Annotated in this window: 14 protein-coding genes; 3 read left to right on the forward strand and 11 right to left on the reverse strand. The window is 54.4% G+C overall.

From position 1 onward, the window contains the following. Positions 1–138 precede the first annotated feature (138 nt). From rmuC to katE, 4 genes are all read right to left on the reverse strand, one after another. Positions 139–1,674 carry a DNA recombination protein RmuC gene (gene rmuC / locus ACJY2G_RS17950; protein ID WP_120162769.1) on the reverse strand — a complete coding sequence of 512 codons (1,536 nt, stop codon included), beginning with the start codon at positions 1,672–1,674 and terminating at the stop codon, positions 139–141. Between the two features lie 157 nt (positions 1,675–1,831). Beyond that, positions 1,832–2,359 (reverse strand): DedA family protein, encoded by a 528-nt coding sequence (locus tag ACJY2G_RS17955; RefSeq protein ID WP_113878008.1) that lies wholly within the window; start codon positions 2,357–2,359, stop codon positions 1,832–1,834. A 199-nt stretch (positions 2,360–2,558) separates the two neighbouring features. Then, complete coding sequence (gene udp / locus ACJY2G_RS17960; protein WP_112290943.1) at positions 2,559–3,320, reverse strand: uridine phosphorylase; 762 nt, start codon at positions 3,318–3,320, stop codon at positions 2,559–2,561. A 223-nt stretch (positions 3,321–3,543) separates the two neighbouring features. Then, positions 3,544–5,826 carry a catalase HPII gene (gene katE, locus ACJY2G_RS17965; RefSeq protein ID WP_439291973.1) on the reverse strand — a complete coding sequence of 761 codons (2,283 nt, stop codon included), beginning with the start codon at positions 5,824–5,826 and terminating at the stop codon, positions 3,544–3,546. Between the two features lie 184 nt (positions 5,827–6,010). Here katE and ACJY2G_RS17970 point away from each other — a divergent pair, with 184 nt between their 5' ends. Continuing rightward, the gene (locus tag ACJY2G_RS17970) at positions 6,011–6,838 is read left to right on the forward strand and encodes a dienelactone hydrolase family protein (RefSeq protein WP_120162770.1); all 828 of its coding nucleotides are present in this window, start codon (positions 6,011–6,013) and stop codon (positions 6,836–6,838) included. 178 nt (positions 6,839–7,016) lie between these two features. On the opposite strand, the gene ACJY2G_RS17975 is transcribed toward ACJY2G_RS17970, so the two are convergent. After that, positions 7,017–7,781 carry an SDR family NAD(P)-dependent oxidoreductase gene (locus ACJY2G_RS17975; protein ID WP_112290940.1) on the reverse strand — a complete coding sequence of 255 codons (765 nt, stop codon included), beginning with the start codon at positions 7,779–7,781 and terminating at the stop codon, positions 7,017–7,019. A 223-nt stretch (positions 7,782–8,004) separates the two neighbouring features. Then, complete coding sequence (gene metE, locus ACJY2G_RS17980) at positions 8,005–10,284, reverse strand: 5-methyltetrahydropteroyltriglutamate--homocysteine S-methyltransferase (protein WP_430320581.1); 2,280 nt, start codon at positions 10,282–10,284, stop codon at positions 8,005–8,007. A 104-nt stretch (positions 10,285–10,388) separates the two neighbouring features. Between metE and metR the strand changes: the two genes are divergently transcribed. Beyond that, complete coding sequence (metR, locus tag ACJY2G_RS17985) at positions 10,389–11,324, forward strand: HTH-type transcriptional regulator MetR (RefSeq protein ID WP_112290937.1); 936 nt, start codon at positions 10,389–10,391, stop codon at positions 11,322–11,324. Here the strand turns inward: metR and ACJY2G_RS17990 are convergent. Further along, a complete protein-coding gene (locus tag ACJY2G_RS17990; protein ID WP_120162772.1) occupies positions 11,230–12,129 on the reverse strand; it encodes a carboxylate/amino acid/amine transporter in 900 nt (299 codons plus the stop codon). The two genes, metR and ACJY2G_RS17990, sit on opposite strands and share 95 nt — an antisense overlap. Positions 12,130–12,331: 202 nt before the next feature. On the opposite strand from ACJY2G_RS17990, the gene ACJY2G_RS17995 reads away from it, so the two are divergent. After that, positions 12,332–12,634: a DUF2756 domain-containing protein gene (locus ACJY2G_RS17995; RefSeq protein ID WP_112290935.1), complete on the forward strand. Its 303-nt coding sequence runs from the start codon at positions 12,332–12,334 to the stop codon at positions 12,632–12,634. Between the two features lie 56 nt (positions 12,635–12,690). Here ACJY2G_RS17995 and ugpQ read toward each other — a convergent pair whose 3' ends face one another. Genes ugpQ through ugpA form a run of 4 tightly spaced genes read right to left on the reverse strand, consistent with a single transcriptional unit; the run spans position 12,691 to position 16,242 of the window. Continuing rightward, the gene (gene ugpQ / locus ACJY2G_RS18000) at positions 12,691–13,431 is read right to left on the reverse strand and encodes a glycerophosphodiester phosphodiesterase (protein ID WP_113878013.1); all 741 of its coding nucleotides are present in this window, start codon (positions 13,429–13,431) and stop codon (positions 12,691–12,693) included. A 2-nt stretch (positions 13,432–13,433) separates the two neighbouring features. Next, positions 13,434–14,507 (reverse strand): sn-glycerol-3-phosphate import ATP-binding protein UgpC, encoded by a 1,074-nt coding sequence (locus tag ACJY2G_RS18005; protein ID WP_430320582.1) that lies wholly within the window; start codon positions 14,505–14,507, stop codon positions 13,434–13,436. Positions 14,508–14,512: 5 nt separating this feature from the next. Beyond that, on the reverse strand, positions 14,513–15,358 hold the full coding sequence (gene ugpE, locus ACJY2G_RS18010; protein WP_112290926.1) for a sn-glycerol-3-phosphate ABC transporter permease UgpE: 846 nt from the start codon (positions 15,356–15,358) through the stop codon (positions 14,513–14,515). Next, entirely contained in the window at positions 15,355–16,242 is an 888-nt protein-coding gene (ugpA, locus tag ACJY2G_RS18015) for a sn-glycerol-3-phosphate ABC transporter permease UgpA (protein ID WP_112290924.1), read from the reverse strand. Before ugpA ends, ugpE begins: the two co-directional genes overlap by 4 nt. Between the last annotated feature and the right edge of the window lie 115 nt (positions 16,243–16,357).

The following is a 16,357-nucleotide window of genomic DNA, read 5'->3' on the forward strand; positions in this document are numbered from 1 at the left end:
TGCTTTTTCAGTCGAACTCTTGGGGAGAAGTGTATCAGAACCCATAGGAAAGCCCCATCACCGATGGTGATTCAACATATTGCAATAATTCACACGTTGAATCTGAAATGCCGTGCTGGCCCTTCCGGCAAGCGCGGCCTATTGATGCAAGTTTAGCTCGCGCGGGTTCAGTGTCTGTTCTTCTTCCGCATCAGAGGTATCTGGCAGAGATGCGGTATCTTCAGGTTCATTTTCCGCTTTAGCCCTCTCAGCCAGAGAAGGGCTGATTGGCCGTTTAACTTCAACACCCAGAGCGCGGAAACTCTCAACCTGTCCGATAAGATTACCACGGCCTTGCGTGAGTTTATTCATCGCAGCGCGATAACTTCCCTGCGCTTTGTCGAGGCTCTGCCCCATCGACTCCATGTCATCCACAAACAGTCGCAGTTTGTCGTAAAGACGCGCAGCGCGATCGGCGATACGTTTGGCGTTCTGGCTCTGGTGTTCATAGCGCCACAGATTACTGATCGTGCGTAACGCCACCAGCAGAGTCGTCGGGCTGACAAGCATAATATTGTGACGGAGTGCTTCGCTGATCAATTCGGGCTCCCGGTCGATGGCCAGCAGGAAAGCAGGTTCAACAGGGATAAACATCAGCACATAATCGAGGCTGCGCAGGCCAGGAAGTTGCTGATAATCTTTGCGTCCGAGCAGGCGGATGTGCCCGCGTACTGAGGCAATGTGTTCATTGAGAGCGATTTCGCGCTCAGCGTCATCTTCACTGTTGAAATAACGCTCGTAAGCGACCAGCGTCATTTTGGCGTCAATCACCACGTCTTTGTTTTGCGGTAACCGCACCACCACGTCAGGCTGCATGCGGCTGTTACTGTCTACCTGCACGCTGACCTGCGTCTGATATTCATAGCCTTCACGTAATCCGGAAGCCTCAAGCACGCGGCTGAGCACCACTTCGCCCCAGTTGCCCTGCGTTTTGTTGTCACCTTTCAGCGCTTTGGTCAGGTTGACGGCTTCACGCGCCATCTCGACATTCAGCTGTTGCAGATTGCGGATTTCGTGGGCCAGCGTATGCCGTTCACGGGCTTCCTGCCCGAAGCTGTCCTGCACCTGACGGCGGAAACCGTCGAGTTGCTCGCGCAACGGCAGCAGTAATTTGTCGAGGCTTTGCTTATTCTGTTCGTCGGCGCGACGGCCATTTTGTTCGAAAATCCGGTTCGCCAGATTCTCAAACTGACTGCTGAGACGCTGTTCGCTGTTGATCAGCAGACGCTGCTTCTCCTCAGCCGCCATGCGGGTTTCATCCAGACGGGTGGAAACCTCACGCAATTCTGCCTCCTGCGCACTGTTAATTTCCCGCTGTGCGCGCAGTTCCTGATTAAGCTGTTCACACTCGTTTTGCCAGTGCGCCAGCAGTTGCAGCTTTTCCTGACTGGCGGCCTGCAGGCTATGCAATTTTCTCAACTCAAGTTCAGCTTCACGCAGTTGCTGCTGGCCCGATAGCCGCTCGCTTTTGTGCGTATCATTTTCCGCTTTAACCTGCTCCAGCGATTGTTCCAGCAAACGGCGCTGCGTTTCGTACTCCGTTTGCTGTTGCTGTTGTCGCAAACTGGCGACAAGCCACCCCACCAGTAAGCCAATTAACGCCGCTGCCAGAGCAGTCAGAATGCTGATATCCACACGATTTCCCTCTTGAAGTCTCTTGCGGCCAAGGTAATGTCAGGCTGTATGGATGTCCAGTCTATTTTCTGTTGCATTGAGCCTTTGCGAGACGTCTTCCAAAAGGGAATTTCTCTGTACTTGCCCCCTTGCGGCGGTCAGCCACAGGGAGCAGGATTCAAAACCAGCGGCTCAGCCACTGAATGCCAAAAGCGCCAGGCGCCAGAATGCCGAAAGCCCAGATAAGCGCCGACGTCACATTGGCAATCTGAAAATATTTTTGCGGCATACCGCAAATCCCCGCGACCAGCGGCACAACAGCACGCAGCGGGCCAAAGAAACGACCGATAAACGCGCCCGGCATGCCCCACTTGTCAAAGAAAGCATGACCGCGCACCAGCATTTGCGGATGACGTGAGAAAGGCCAGAAGTTACCCACTCTGTCCTGAAAATGGTTGCCGACCCAATAGGAAAGCCAGTCACCAAAGAAAGCACCCGCAGCGGCGGCGGCCCAGATGGGCCAGAAAGGAATACCGGTTTCGCCAATCAGCGCGCCCAATCCCAGCAGGATAAAGGTCGCAGGAAGGAGCAGTGACAAAAAGGCCAGAGACTCACCAAAAGCCAGAAAGAAGACGATGGGCGCAGCCCACACCTGATGCGCGCGGATAAAGGTGGTGGTGTAATCGAGAAGATCATGAACAGTCAAAAATGCAGTTCCTTTTTATCAGAGATACGGAGCGGGAATTGATCAATTATTCCAGACGCATTACTAACATGACCTTAACAGATCTGCTTAACAGGACAAAAAAATGGGCCGCCAGTGGCAGCCCATCAATGTGATGTAGTTTCTTTATAATCCGATCCTTTCCCTAAATCATTCGAGTTGCAGAAAGGATGACGGGAAATCAGATAAGTCGGCGAGCCGCTTCTACAACAATCTTCACCGCATGGCTTTCGGTCTTCTTCATGGTTTCCGCATCAGGGATTTCCTGCTGCGTACGGTTCACGATCACACCGGCAACCATACCGGCGCGCAGGCCCTGGCTGGCGCACATGGTCAGCAAGGTGGCGGACTCCATTTCATAGTTCATGACGCCCATTTCCTGCCACTCTTTCATCGATTCTTTGAAGCGACGGACAACGCGGCCGGAGAAGGTGTCATAACGTTCCTGACCCGGATAGAAGGTGTCAGAAGACGCGGTCACGCCAATGTGCGTGGCAGCGCCTGCGGATTCTGCCGCAGCAACCAGCGCGGTGGTACAGGCAAAATCGGCGACCGCTGGGAATTCCATTGGGGCGAAATGCAGGCTTGCGCCATCAAGGCGAACGGCGGCGGTAGTCACCAGAACGTCACCCACATTGATGTGTGGCTGGATAGCGCCGGTGGTGCCGACACGCAGGAAGGTACGGATCCCCAGTTGCGCCAGTTCTTCAACCGCGATGGAAGTCGAAGGACCACCAATACCGGTTGAACAAACAATCACAGACTTGCCATCAAGCTCAGCGCGCCATGAGGTAAATTCGCGGTGGGAAGCCAGACGAACCGGGTTCTCCATCAGTTTGGCAATTTTTTCCACGCGCTCAGGGTCGCCGGGAACAATCGCCAGCGTCGCGCCGTTTAAATCTTTTTTGGCCAGGCCAAGATGGAAAACTTCAGGCTGAGACATAACAAACTCCTCTGTGTGTAAGGTCATAAATTGGCAGGAGGAACACCCGGCAACTGTACTGAACATTGTGACGTTATTTCGTGACGGTCGTCACTATGATGTAACAACAGGAATTACGCATACATTTAATTTGTGATGATGGTCACAAATTAACAGGCGATTGACGCGATTTTAAACAGCCTGGCTCCGCTACCGGAGACAGGCTGTTGTCAGTTATGACAAATCAGGCAGGAACCGCATCTGCCGCTGCACTACGCGACCAGATACGGTGTTTCAGCATTTCTTTCAGGAACGTTTTCAGCAATGCGCCTTCGGCTTTTTCACCTTCGACAACGCCCTCTTCCGGCACATCATCCTTCAGCCCAAGCAGCGATTTGAAGCGACGCGCATCACCACTTAAACCGATGACTTTCAGATGCTTATAGGCTTCGAGCAGGTAATGACGGGAATCGCCGTTCATCAGCAGTGCATCAATATGCCCGTGCGGAACAATCACTGCATCGACGGTAATGGAAGGTGACCCGGCAAATGTGGCATCCACCGGTAATGTCGAACCATCATCGGCGGTGACAGTCCCTAAATGACTCGCCAGTAATTTAGGATGCACACCCGCCGCCTGAAGCGCCTGCAAGGTTTCCAGTACATCGGCCGCATTCACGCCTTCACCGAGCAGAATTGCCACCTGACGCCCTTTAATCGTGCCTTTGCCGCTGGCATACAAACTCAGGGTCGGATCACTTTTCAGGCCATTCACCGGCTTCGGCGCTTTTATCTTCAGGGTGTCAGCGGAAAGCGTAATACCCAGATTTTTAGCCACTTTCTGCGCCAGCGTCTGGTCAACATGCGCCAGTAAATCCACCACACGCTCGCGGATATACGGCCGCGCCACCTTCGACAATTCAAACGAGAAGGCCTCGACAATATGATCCTGCTCCGCTGTTGTCTGGCTCAGCCAGAACAAACGCGGGTGGGAATAATACTCAGCAAATGACGGACTGCGCTGACGGATTTTTTCCGCATCTATCCGCTCCGGATAGCTTTCGAAACCGCCGCCGGACGCTGCCGGAGGTGTCTCCCTCGGCCAGTTATTGTTGATGGAATTCGGCTCATAATTCGCCGGATTGGTATCGATATCCTGCCGGTGCATGCCGTCACGCTGGAAGTTATGGTACGGACAGGTCGGGCGGTTAATCGGAATTTCATGGAAATTCGGTCCGCCAAGACGACTGATCTGCGTATCGGTATAGGAGAACAGGCGCCCCTGCAACAGCGGGTCATTGGTGAAATCGATGCCCGGCACCACGTGTCCCGGATGGAATGCGACCTGTTCGGTTTCCGCGAAGTAATTATCGGGGTTACGGTCAAGCACCATCTTGCCGATGAGTTCTACCGGCACCAGTTTTTCAGGGATCAGCTTGGTCGGATCCAGCAGATCGAAATCAAATTTGAATTCGTCTTCTTCCGGGATCAGCTGAACGCCCAGTTCATATTCAGGATAATCACCGGCTTCGATGGCTTCCCATAAATCACGGCGGTGGAAATCCGCATCTTTCCCGGCCAGTTTCTGCGCCTCATCCCACAACAAAGAGGCCTTTCCGGCCAGCGGCTTCCAGTGGAAACGCACAAAAGTGGCTTTCCCTTCGGCATTCACGAAACGGAATGTATGGATGCCAAAACCTTCCATCGTACGGTAACTGCGAGGAATGCCACGGTCAGACATCGCCCAGAAAACGTTATGCAGTGTTTCAGGTTGCAGGGACACGTAATCCCAGAAGGAGTCGTGCGCGCTGGCACCCTGCGGGATTTCATTATGCGGTTCGGGTTTTACCGCATGGACAAAATCAGGGAATTTATGGGCATCCTGAATAAAGAATACCGGCGTATTGTTGCCGACCAGGTCGTAAATGCCTTCATCGGTATAAAATTTGGTCGCCCAGCCACGGATGTCGCGAACAGAATCCGCCGAGCCACGCGAGCCCTGAACGGTAGAGAAACGCACAAACACCGGCGTTTTCTTTGCCGGATCAGAGAGAAAATGGGCTTTCGTGACGTCTTTCATGCTGCGGTATAGCTGGAAATAGCCGTGCGCCGCCGCACCGCGCGCATGAACAATACGTTCAGGAATGCGCTCGTGGTCAAAATGGGTAATTTTCTCGCGGAGGATAAAATCTTCCAGCAACGTCGGCCCGCGGCTGCCGGCTTTCAGCGAGTTCTGATCATCCGAGATTTTGGTGCCCTGATTGGTGGTCAGCGGCTGCTTTTCGCCATTTTTACGATGGCGCTCTAATGCGTCCAGTTTGGCATTGGTATTTTTCGGACTTTTGGCACTGCCGGAAGCGGTCGGCTCTTTCCCCGGCGGTGTCGGCTGGGGTGAAGGCTGATAAGCACGATCGGCGGGTGCCAGGTCGCCCAGGCCAGGTTGAGAGGACTCGATGCCCGTGGCGGGGGCGCGGCTTACCGGTTTTGGCTCACTTTTTTTGGTCACTTTAGACGGTGATTTTGACATTGAACATAGCTCCTAAGACTAAGGTTTCGGGCGTTTGGTGTACGTTCTGTAAATCTTCCATGATGACTTTCCTGATTAACTTTTAACTATAGAACATCTCTTGCGCCTTGCTGTTCATGCTTTAGGGCTATAGTTTTAATCCAAAGCCACAGATTTTCGTATGGACACTTGCCTGGAGACCCCGATGAAAAAAGAAGAATTGCTTACCCTGAAACAGGCTCCGACCAGCTTTGCTCCTGCCGTCACTCCCGTCGCCAGTACCACCATCCACACCGATACCGACGGACTGCACGCAGGCCAGACCACTATTCCTTCGCAGGGCGAAGACATGCCTGCCTATCTTGCCCGTCCGGAACAGTTCACCGGCAAATTGCCGATCATTCTTGTAGTGCAGGAAATTTTTGGCGTACACGAACACATTCAGGATGTCTGCCGCCGTCTGGCGAAACAGGGCTATATGGCCATCGCGCCTGAGCTGTATTTCCGTCAGGGCGACCCGCGTGATTACACCGAAATCAGCGAGCTTTTCGCCAAACTGGTCAGCAAAGTGCCGGATCAGCAGGTGCTTTCCGATCTCGACCACACCGCACACTGGGCCGCGCAACATGGCGGGGATATTTCCAAATTAGGTATCACCGGTTTCTGCTGGGGCGGACGCATCACCTGGCTGTATGCGGCGCACAATCCGCAGCTGAAAGCGGGCGTAGCCTGGTATGGCAAACTGGTGGGTGACAAAACGCTGACCAGCCCGTCACAACCGGTCGATCGCGCCGCCGCGCTGGATGCGCCTGTTCTGGGTTTATACGGCGCAGAAGATTCCAGCATTCCTCTGGACACGATTGAAACCATGCGTCAGGCCATCCGCGCAGCCAACGCCACGGCGGAAATCGTGGTCTATCCGGAAGCCGGTCACGCGTTTAACGCTGATTACCGCCCGAGCTACCACGCTGAAGCCGCCGCTGATGGCTGGCAGCGTATGCTGGATTTCTTTGTCCAGTATGGTGTGAAGTAAAAGTACGGTATTGAGCAAATAAAAAAGCCCGGCAGATTTTCCTGTCGGGCTTTTTACTGGCATTCAGTCAGTTACAGCGGCAATCCTTTTACAACGATAATCTGCTTACAACGACAATCGCCCAAGCGCGCCCTGCCAGTCCTGTTCGAAATTATCGACCGCTTTTCTAAACAGCGTGCTATGCCTGCGGAGGCTGACCGTTTGAGGCAGAAAGTCCGCCATCAACCGGCAAATTAACGCCCGTCACGAAGCGCGCATCATCACTGGCGAGAAACGCAATCACATCGGCAATTTCTTCCGGCTCTGCCCCACGCCCCAGCGGGATACGTTCGGCAAATTTCGCCAGTAACGGCTGGTTATCTTTAATGCCAGCCGCCATATCCGTGAAGGTCAGCGACGGACAAACAGCGTTGACACGCACGCCGTCTTTACCGTGATCCATAGCAATCGAACGGGTGAAGTTGGTCACACCACCTTTCGCGGCATTATAGAAGCTCATGCCCCAGTCACCGCCGATGCCGGACACCGAGGAAATATTCACGATATTGCCTTTGCTTTTAATCAGCGCGGGCATAAAGAAACGTGTGCAGTAGAAAACACCGCTCAGATCGATACCCATGATTTTCTGCCAGTCATCGAGGCTGGCTTCTGTCACTTTGCCCTGCACCACGACGCCTGCGCCATTTACCAGCACATCGACCCGGCCGAATTTATCTTCAATCACTTCTGCCATACGCTCCACATCCTGTGCGGAAGAAACATCCGCCAGATGAATGTAATACTGCGTACTGCTCAACGTTTTAGCGACTTTCTCCAGCTTTTCTTTCGTCCGGCCGACAAGTACCACAATCGCCCCTTCTGAAGAAAAACGCCGTGCCGATGCAGCACCCATGCCGGAACCTGCGCCAGTCACTACCACGACTTTGTCTGTAAACCGGTTCATATTTTCTCCCTGTCTGATGGGTAAAAAGAAAGTAAATCCTGATTTAAGCCTAGCGGAGAACCGCGCCGTGTGCGGAAACTGCCTGAAACCCAGCGCCGTAATCGCGCTACAGCCGCCGTATGACGCGGGCTGAAAAAGACGTAACAAAGTGCAAATGGGAGCAATAAAAAGGGGGCACCGGAGTGCCCCAAATGTTTCAGCAACAACACAACGACTCTTTATTTCAGGCTTTCTCAGCACGCAGGCGCCTGGCGGCTTTCACCATGTTTTCCAGCGACTCGCGGGTTTCCGGCCAGCCACGGGTTTTCAGGCCACAGTCCGGGTTGACCCACAGACGTTCTGCCGGAATGCGATCCGCGGCTTTACGCAGCAAATCTTCAATCCATTCCACGCTTGGCACGTTAGGCGAGTGAATGTCGTAGACGCCCGGCCCGATTTCATTTGGATACTCGAAGTCCTTGAACGACTCCAGCAGGTCCATATCAGAACGCGAGGTTTCAATGGTGATCACGTCAGCATCCAGCGCGGCAATGGAATCCATAATGTCGTTGAATTCGCAGTAACACATGTGGGTGTGGATCTGCGTGTCATCGCAGGCAATCGCGGCATTGAGTTTGAACGCATCCACTGCCCAGCGCAGGTACGCATTCCATTCAGACTGACGCAGTGGCAGACCTTCGCGCAGTGCCGGTTCGTCAATCTGGATGATACCGATACCGGCTTTTTCCAGATCCTCCACTTCGTCACGCAGCGCCAGCGCGATTTGTTTGGCGATGGTTTCACGGCTGACATCTTCACGCGGGAAGGACCAGCACAGGATCGTAAGCGGGCCGGTCAGCATGCCTTTCACCGGTTTTTCGGTCAGAGACTGCGCGTACTTCGCCCACTCAACGGTAATTGCTTGCGGACGGCTGACGTCGCCGATAATGACCGGAGGTTTCACACAACGTGAACCGTAGCTTTGTACCCAGCCGTTTTGCGTGAACACAAAACCGTCCAGATGCTCGCCAAAGTATTCAACCATGTCGTTACGTTCAGCTTCGCCGTGAACCAGCACGTCGATACCCAGACGTTCCTGCTCTTTAATGGCTTGCTTAATATGTTCGCTGATCCCGGTGCGGTATTTAGTGTTGTCGAGACGCCCCTGTTTGAAGTCCAGACGCAGGCCACGGATCTCCGTGGTTTGCGGGAATGAACCGATGGTGGTCGTTGGCCATGCTGGCAGATTGAAACGGGCGCGCTGCGCTTTGGCGCGTTCGGTATAAACGTGTGCACGCTCGATATCTGCGGCGGTGATTGCCGCCACACGTTTACCGACGGCTGCGTTATTTACACGGGCAGATTCGCGGCGGGCGCGGATTGGCGCGCTGTATTCCGCCAGTTTTTGCTGCGCTTCAGCGGTCGGATTGTTCAGTGAAGAGGTCAGTAATGCCAGCTCGGCGCATTTTTGCAGCGCAAAGGCGAACCAGCTTTTCACTTCTTCATCCAGACGGCTTTCAACGCTTAAGTCGATCGGGCTGTGGAGCAGCGAACATGAGCTGCCGATCCAGACATTTCGGCCCGCCACCAGCGGTTTCAGACGCTCAAACCAGGTGCTCAGATCCGCACGCCAGACATTACGGCCATTGATCACGCCCAGAGAAATCAGCCAGTTTTCTGGCAGCTGACTGATGACGGTTTGCAGGTCATCACGACCGGCGACAGCGTCAATATGCAGACCCTGAACCGGTAACTGGCGGATAGTGTCGAGGTTGTGCCCGACGCTGTCGAAATAAGTGGTCAGCAGTAGTTTGGTTTTGCTCTGTTCCAGCGCGGTATAAGCCGGTTTATACGCATCCAGCCATTCCTGCGGCAATTCCAGCACCAGAGCCGGTTCGTCAATCTGCACCCATTCGATATCGCGTTTTGCCAGTTCGGCCAGAACTTGCTGATAAACAGGCAGTATATCGTTGAGCAGGGAAAGACGGTCAAACTGTTCGCCCTTCACTTTGCCGAGCCACAGATAGGTCAGCGGCCCCAGCAGAACAGGTTTCACTTTGTGGCCGAGCGCCAGCGCTTCGTCCACTTCTTCCAGCAGTTGTGTCCAGGTCAGTTTGAATTTCTGCCCTTTCACAAACTCCGGCACCATGTAGTGATAGTTGGTGTTAAACCATTTTGTCATTTCCGCTGCGGCAGCCGGTTTACCGGTCGGTGCGCGGCCACGGCCAAGACGGAATAAGGTATCGAGATCAACAGAGCCATCGGCATTCTGATGACGGGCCGGTACGTTGCCCAGCAACAAACTGGTGGTCAGTACGTGATCGTACCAGGCGAAATCGCCCACCGGCACCAAATCCACGCCTGCTTCAGCTTGTTGCTTCCAGTGACGGGCGCGAAGTTCACGTCCGGTTGCCAGCAGTTCTTCCTGAGTGGAATTGCCTGCCCAGTAGCTTTCTTGTGCTTTTTTAAGTTCACGACGCAGACCAACGCGTGGAAAACCCAGAGTGTGATTCAGTATCGTCATCTTTTTAATTCCTGTTTAGCCATCCAGATGTTTACACATCCATAATCCGCAGGTAGTGTATATTCCACAAGCGCAAATTATTCATGACACAGTGAAGGACTCTCATGATCGAACTGAAACACCTGCGAACGTTGCAAGCACTGCGCAACACCGGGTCACTGGCCGCAGCCGCCTCGCAGCTTCATCAGACCCAATCGGCTCTGTCGCACCAGTTCAGTGACCTGGAGCAACGCCTGGGTTTCAGGTTGTTCGTGCGAAAAAGTCAGCCTTTACGTTTCACGCCGCAGGGCGAGATCATGCTGAATCTGGCAGAACAGGTGCTGCCGCAAATCCAGCAGGCATTGCAGGCCTGTAATGAACCGCACCAGACTTCACTGCGTATTGCGATTGAATGTCACAGTTGTATTCAGTGGCTGACGCCCGCGCTGGATAACTTCCACCAGAACTGGCCGCAGGTGTTGATGGATTTCAAATCCGGTGTGACCTTCGACCCGCAGCCCGCGCTGCAACAGGGCGAGCTGGATATCGTATTAACCTCCGACATTCTGCCGCGCAGCGGTCTGCATTATTCCCCGATGTTTGATTTTGAAGTGCGTCTGGTGCTGGCACCGGATCACCCGCTGGCAGCTAAAACGGTGATCACGCCGGAAGATCTCAGCGCGGAAACGTTGATGATATATCCGGTACAGCGTCAGCGGCTGGATATCTGGCGGCATTTCCTGCAACCGGCAGGCGTCAGCCCGGCACTGAAAAGTGTCGATAACACGTTGTTATTGATTCAGATGGTATCGGCGAGAATGGGGATTGCGGCGTTACCGCACTGGGTGGTGGAGAGTTTTGAGCGCCAGGGTCTGGTGGTGACCAAAACCCTGGGCGATGGCTTATGGAGCCGCCTGTACGCCGCCGTACGTGACGGCGAACAGCGTCAGCCGGTAACCGAAGCCTTTATTCGTTCGGCGCGGCAGCACGCGTGCGATCATCTGCCGTTTGTTCGCGACGCGGCACGACCCAATGCCGGTGCACCCACAGTGAGGACATAATCACTGCGGCACCGACGATAAAGCTCGGCCAGTGAGGCTGCTGTTGCCAGATTGCCAGGTTAACCAGCAGCCCGGCCGGGACGTGAAAGTTGTTCATAATCCCCAGCGTTCCCGCATCAACCTGCGTCGCCCCGTAGTTCCACATGAAATATCCCAGCCCGGAAGCGCCAATCCCCAGCCACACCAGAATGCCCCATTGCAGATTCGTGGTCGGCAGTTTTTGCGGATTGCCCCACAGGAACCACGCCACCACCGCACAGAGCAACGCCCCCAGATAGAACCAGGAAAACGCCGTATGCTGCGGCATCGGACGGGTTTCCATCAGGCGTTTATAGCCCACCTGCCCGATGGCAAAACAGATATTCGCCGCCTGCACCAGCAACAGGCCGATGATGAAATGCTCGCTGATGTGGTCGTAACGAATAATCGCCGCCCCCGCCACCGCCAGCAGTGCGCTCAGCGCATAACCGATGCGGATTTTGCGGCCACTGATCAGGTCATAAATCAGCGTGACGTACAGCGGCGTCATCACTGTAAACAGCAGGAATTCCGGCACTGACAGGTACAGATACGCCTCGAAACTGATGAGATACATGATCCCAAGCTGCATCGCACCTACGGCCATATACAGCAAAATGGTGGTCAGCTGATGGCCTTTCCAGCGCAGGAATGGCAGGAAAACCAGCGCCGCCAGCCCTAAACGGACTAACACGGAGAATACGCTGTCGACCTGTCCAGCCAGATAGACGCCGATCAGGCTGAAGGAAAAGGCCCACAAAATGGTGGTAATAATGAGTAAAGGCACGGCAGTTGAGCCCTAAAATGTTAAAGATAGATAATTGTAACGGAATGAAGGAAACCGCGAAGTGCGAAGGTGGTTTACATCTGTTTAATTATAGAGCAAACGAGAGCAATGCCACGCTTTGAGGGAAACGTGCGCTCAAAGGACACGTTCACGGCTGCGATGGCATACACTTAACGTATGACTGGAAACGGAGGATGAACTGATGAAATGTTTATATGGAATGCTCGCCGCGCTGCCGCTGCTGTTTGCCGTTCAGACCGCCAGTGCAGTCGAAAAAGTGCCGAACCCGAACGATCCGCTGCTGAACAATCCTTCGCAACAGCGGATGCAGCAACAACAACAGAATAACCAGCAGATGCAGAAACGTCAGCAGGAACAGGATATGCGTAACAGTCAGCAACAGCAGCAACTGAAGCTGAAATCACAGATTCAGAGCAATCAGCAACGATTGCAGATCCAGCAAAATAACCAGACGCTTGGTCAGAAATTGAATCAGACGCCTTAGTTAATCTTTCAGGCGCGGTGGTCACTGCGCCTGATCTGTGCTTTTAGCACCACTTTCTAGGTAAAATCCGGCCCAATCACATCAATCTTATCGGTACAAATACAGTCCACGCCCCAGCCCAGTAATTCGCGGGCGCGCGCCGGATTATTCACCGTATACACCAGAATATGCAGTCCGGCGTCTTTGATGGCTTTAACGCGTTCTTCATTGAGCAATTTATGGTTGAGATGCAGAGAAACGCATTCCAGTTCGTCGGTCAGCGCTTTCCAGTTCTCGTGCCATTCGTCGATCAGCAAGCCGCGTGGCAATTCGGGGGCGGCTTTTTTAGCGGCAACCAGCGCGTCGAATTCGAACGAGGAAAGCAGCGGCGCAACAGGCTGATCTTTCCACAGCTCACGGGCGGCCAGCGCCACGTCAGTACCGGTTTTCTCGTTCAGACCGGTGGTCGGTTTGATCTCAATATTCACCATCATATGATGACGCGCACAGCGTTCGGCAACCTGCGCCAGCAGCGGCAGTTTCTCGCCTTTAAATGCGGCGCTGTACCAGTTACCGGCATCGAGCTGTTCGAGTTTTTCCCACGGCAGTTCACCCGCCACGCCCCAGCCGTTACTGGTGCGGTTCAGGGTATCGTCGTGCAACAGGAAGATTTCCCCGCCCTGCGCCAGTTTGGCGTCAAATTCGATCATGGTATGACCGTATTTTGCGCCCATATCGATGGCGGCCAGCGTGTTTTCCGGAGCCAGCGCGCCGCCGCCACGGTGCGCCACAATGCGAGGATAAGGCCAGGCTTTCATGTTTATTCCATCCGTAATCCGCTGTGAGTATCGAAAAAGTGTAACGCTTTCGCCGGGAAAACCAAGCGCAACAGCGAGCCGGCTGTCGGGAACACTTCATGGGATAAACGCACTACAACGCCGCTGCCCGCCAGTTTGCCGTGCGCCAGATTATCCGCGCCCAGCAGTTCCAGCGTATTCAGCACCATCGGAATACCGTTTTGGGTGTCATCGGTCAGATGAATATGTTCAGGACGAATACCGACCGTCAGCTCACGACCGCCCCACTCAGGGCGCGGAACCGGCAGCGGCAACTCAAATCCGCCTTCCATCACCAGCGACGTACCGTCAGAGGTCAGCTGGCCGGGCAACAGATTCATGGCCGGAGAGCCGATAAAGCTGGCAACAAACAGGCTGGCCGGACGGCGGTAGACTTCCGAAGGCGTCCCGATCTGCTCGGCGATACCTTTGTTCATCACGATCACGCGTTCGGCCAGTGTCATGGCTTCCACCTGATCGTGCGTCACGTACAAACTGGTGGTGCGCAGACGGCGATGCAATTGTTGCAGTTCAAGGCGCATCTGCACGCGCAGTTTGGCGTCGAGGTTGGAAAGCGGTTCGTCGAACAGGAACACCGCCGGTTCACGCACGATGGCACGCCCCATCGCCACACGCTGACGCTGACCGCCGGAAAGCTCTCGCGGTTTGCGTTTAAGCAGCGGGCCAAGTTCCAGAATACGCGCCGCCTCTTCAACACGGTCGTTAATCTGCGCTTTGCCAAAACCGCGGATTTTCAGGCCATACGCCATGTTGTCGTACACGCTCATGTGTGGATACAGCGCGTAGTTCTGGAACACCATCGCGATGCCGCGATCTTTAGGTTCCAGTTCGGTGACACGTTGGTCGTTGATGTAGATATCGCCGGACGTGGTGCGCTCAAGCCCGGCCACCATCCGCAGCAGGGTCGATTTTCCGCAGCCGGAAGGCCCGACCATCACGATAAATTCGCCGTCGGCGACGTCCAGATCGATACTTTGAATGATCTGGTTTTTGCCGTCGTAGGACTTGGTCACTGCCTGTAATTTCAAATTTGCCATTTCAGTTACTTCTCACTGTCTACCAGGCCGCGCACAAACCAGCGCTGCATCAGGAGCACCACCGCCAGCGGTGGTAATAAGGTCAGGATCATGGCCGCCATCACCTGATTCCATTGAGTCGAGCCGTCGCCGGAGGAAATCATGCTTTTAATCCCCGCCACCGCCGTCCCCATCGAGGCATCGCTGGTGATCAGAATCGGCCACAAATATTGGTTCCAGCCATAAATGAAGGTGATGACGAACAGCGCCGCGAGATTGGTTTTCGACAGCGGCAACACGATGTCCCAGAAGAAGCGCATCGCACCCGCGCCATCGATACGCGCGGCTTCCAGCAGCTCATCCGGCAAGGTCATAAAGAACTGGCGGAACAGGAAGGTCGCGGTCGCCGAGGCCATCAGCGGCAGCGTCAGGCCGGTGTAGCTGTCGAGCATATGCAGATTGGCGATCACCTGAACTGTCGGGAAAATACGCACTTCCACCGGCAGCATCAGCGTCATAAAAATCAGCCAGAAGAACAGGTTACGCAGCGGAAAACGGAAATAGACAATCGCGTAGGCCGAGAGCATCGACACCGAAATCTTACCGACGGTGATCACCATCGCCATGATGAAGCTGTTGATCAGCAAACGACCAAACGCCGGGCTGTTATTGCCAGCGCCCTGCGTCCAGATGGTGCTGATGTTTTCCCATAAATGGGTGCCCGGGATCAGCGTCATCGGCACATCAAAAATCTGTTTGTTATCCAGCGACGCCGCCACAAACGCGACATACAGCGGGAATAAAATCACCAGCACGCCGAGCAGCAGCATGATGTGGCTGAAAATATCCAGCCCTCTGCGGTTCTCAATCATTGGTAACGCACCTTACGCTCGACAAAGCGGAACTGAATGAACGTCAGGCCGCAAACCAGCATCATCAGAATGACGGACTGCGCGGCGGAGCTGGACAGGTCCAGACCGGAGAAACCTTCGCGATACACTTTATAAATCAGCGTCGTCGTCGCCTGCACCGGGCCGCCCGCTGTCGCGGCATCGATCACCGGGAAAGTATCAAAGAAGGCGTAAACCAGATTGACCACCAGCAGGAAGAAGCTCACCGGAGAAATCAGCGGCAGCACCAGATTGAAGAAGCGTCGAACCGGGCCTGCGCCGTCGATAGCCGCCGCTTCCACCAGGGATTTAGGGATCGACTGCAAGGCCGCGAGGAAGAACAGGAAGTTGTAGCTGATTTGCTTCCAGACCGACGCCAGCACCACCAGGAACATCGCCTGACCGCTGTTTTGCGCGTGGTTCCAGTTATAGCCCATCGAGCCTAAGAAGTGGGTAATCAGACCCAGACCGGGGCTGAACAGGAACATCCACAAGACGGCAGCCACGGCAGGCGCAACGGCATAAGGCAGGATCATCAGCGTCTGATAAATCCGGCTGCCGCGTACCACGTGATCGACCAGCGCCGCGAAAAACAGCGAAACCGCCAGTCCGATAAAGGCCACCATAAAGCTGAATTTCAGCGTGGTGTAGAAAGAGTCGAGATAGTACGGATCCTGAAACAGCTGCGTGAAGTTCGTCATACCCGCGAAAGTGCTGGAAAGTCCGAACGGATCCAGCGTCTGCACCGAATACCACAGCGCCTGACCGGCAGGCCACAGGAAAAATATCGCGGTGATTAACAGCTGCGGCAAAACCAGCGCGTAGGGCAACCAGCTGCAACCAAAACCGGGACGGTGTGAACTCATGATGGTTTACTCGTTGATATAAAAGACTCCCCGAAAGGGAGCAAACCAGGTTGGTTTTGAATTTGGCTTTTGGCTCCCCCCCCTGCGAAGGGGGAGGTTGGGAGGGGGTTTTAAA

This window comes from Rahnella sp. ATs2 (assembly GCF_051851855.1).
GTDB classification, from domain to species: Bacteria; Pseudomonadota; Gammaproteobacteria; order Enterobacterales; family Enterobacteriaceae; genus Rahnella; species Rahnella variigena.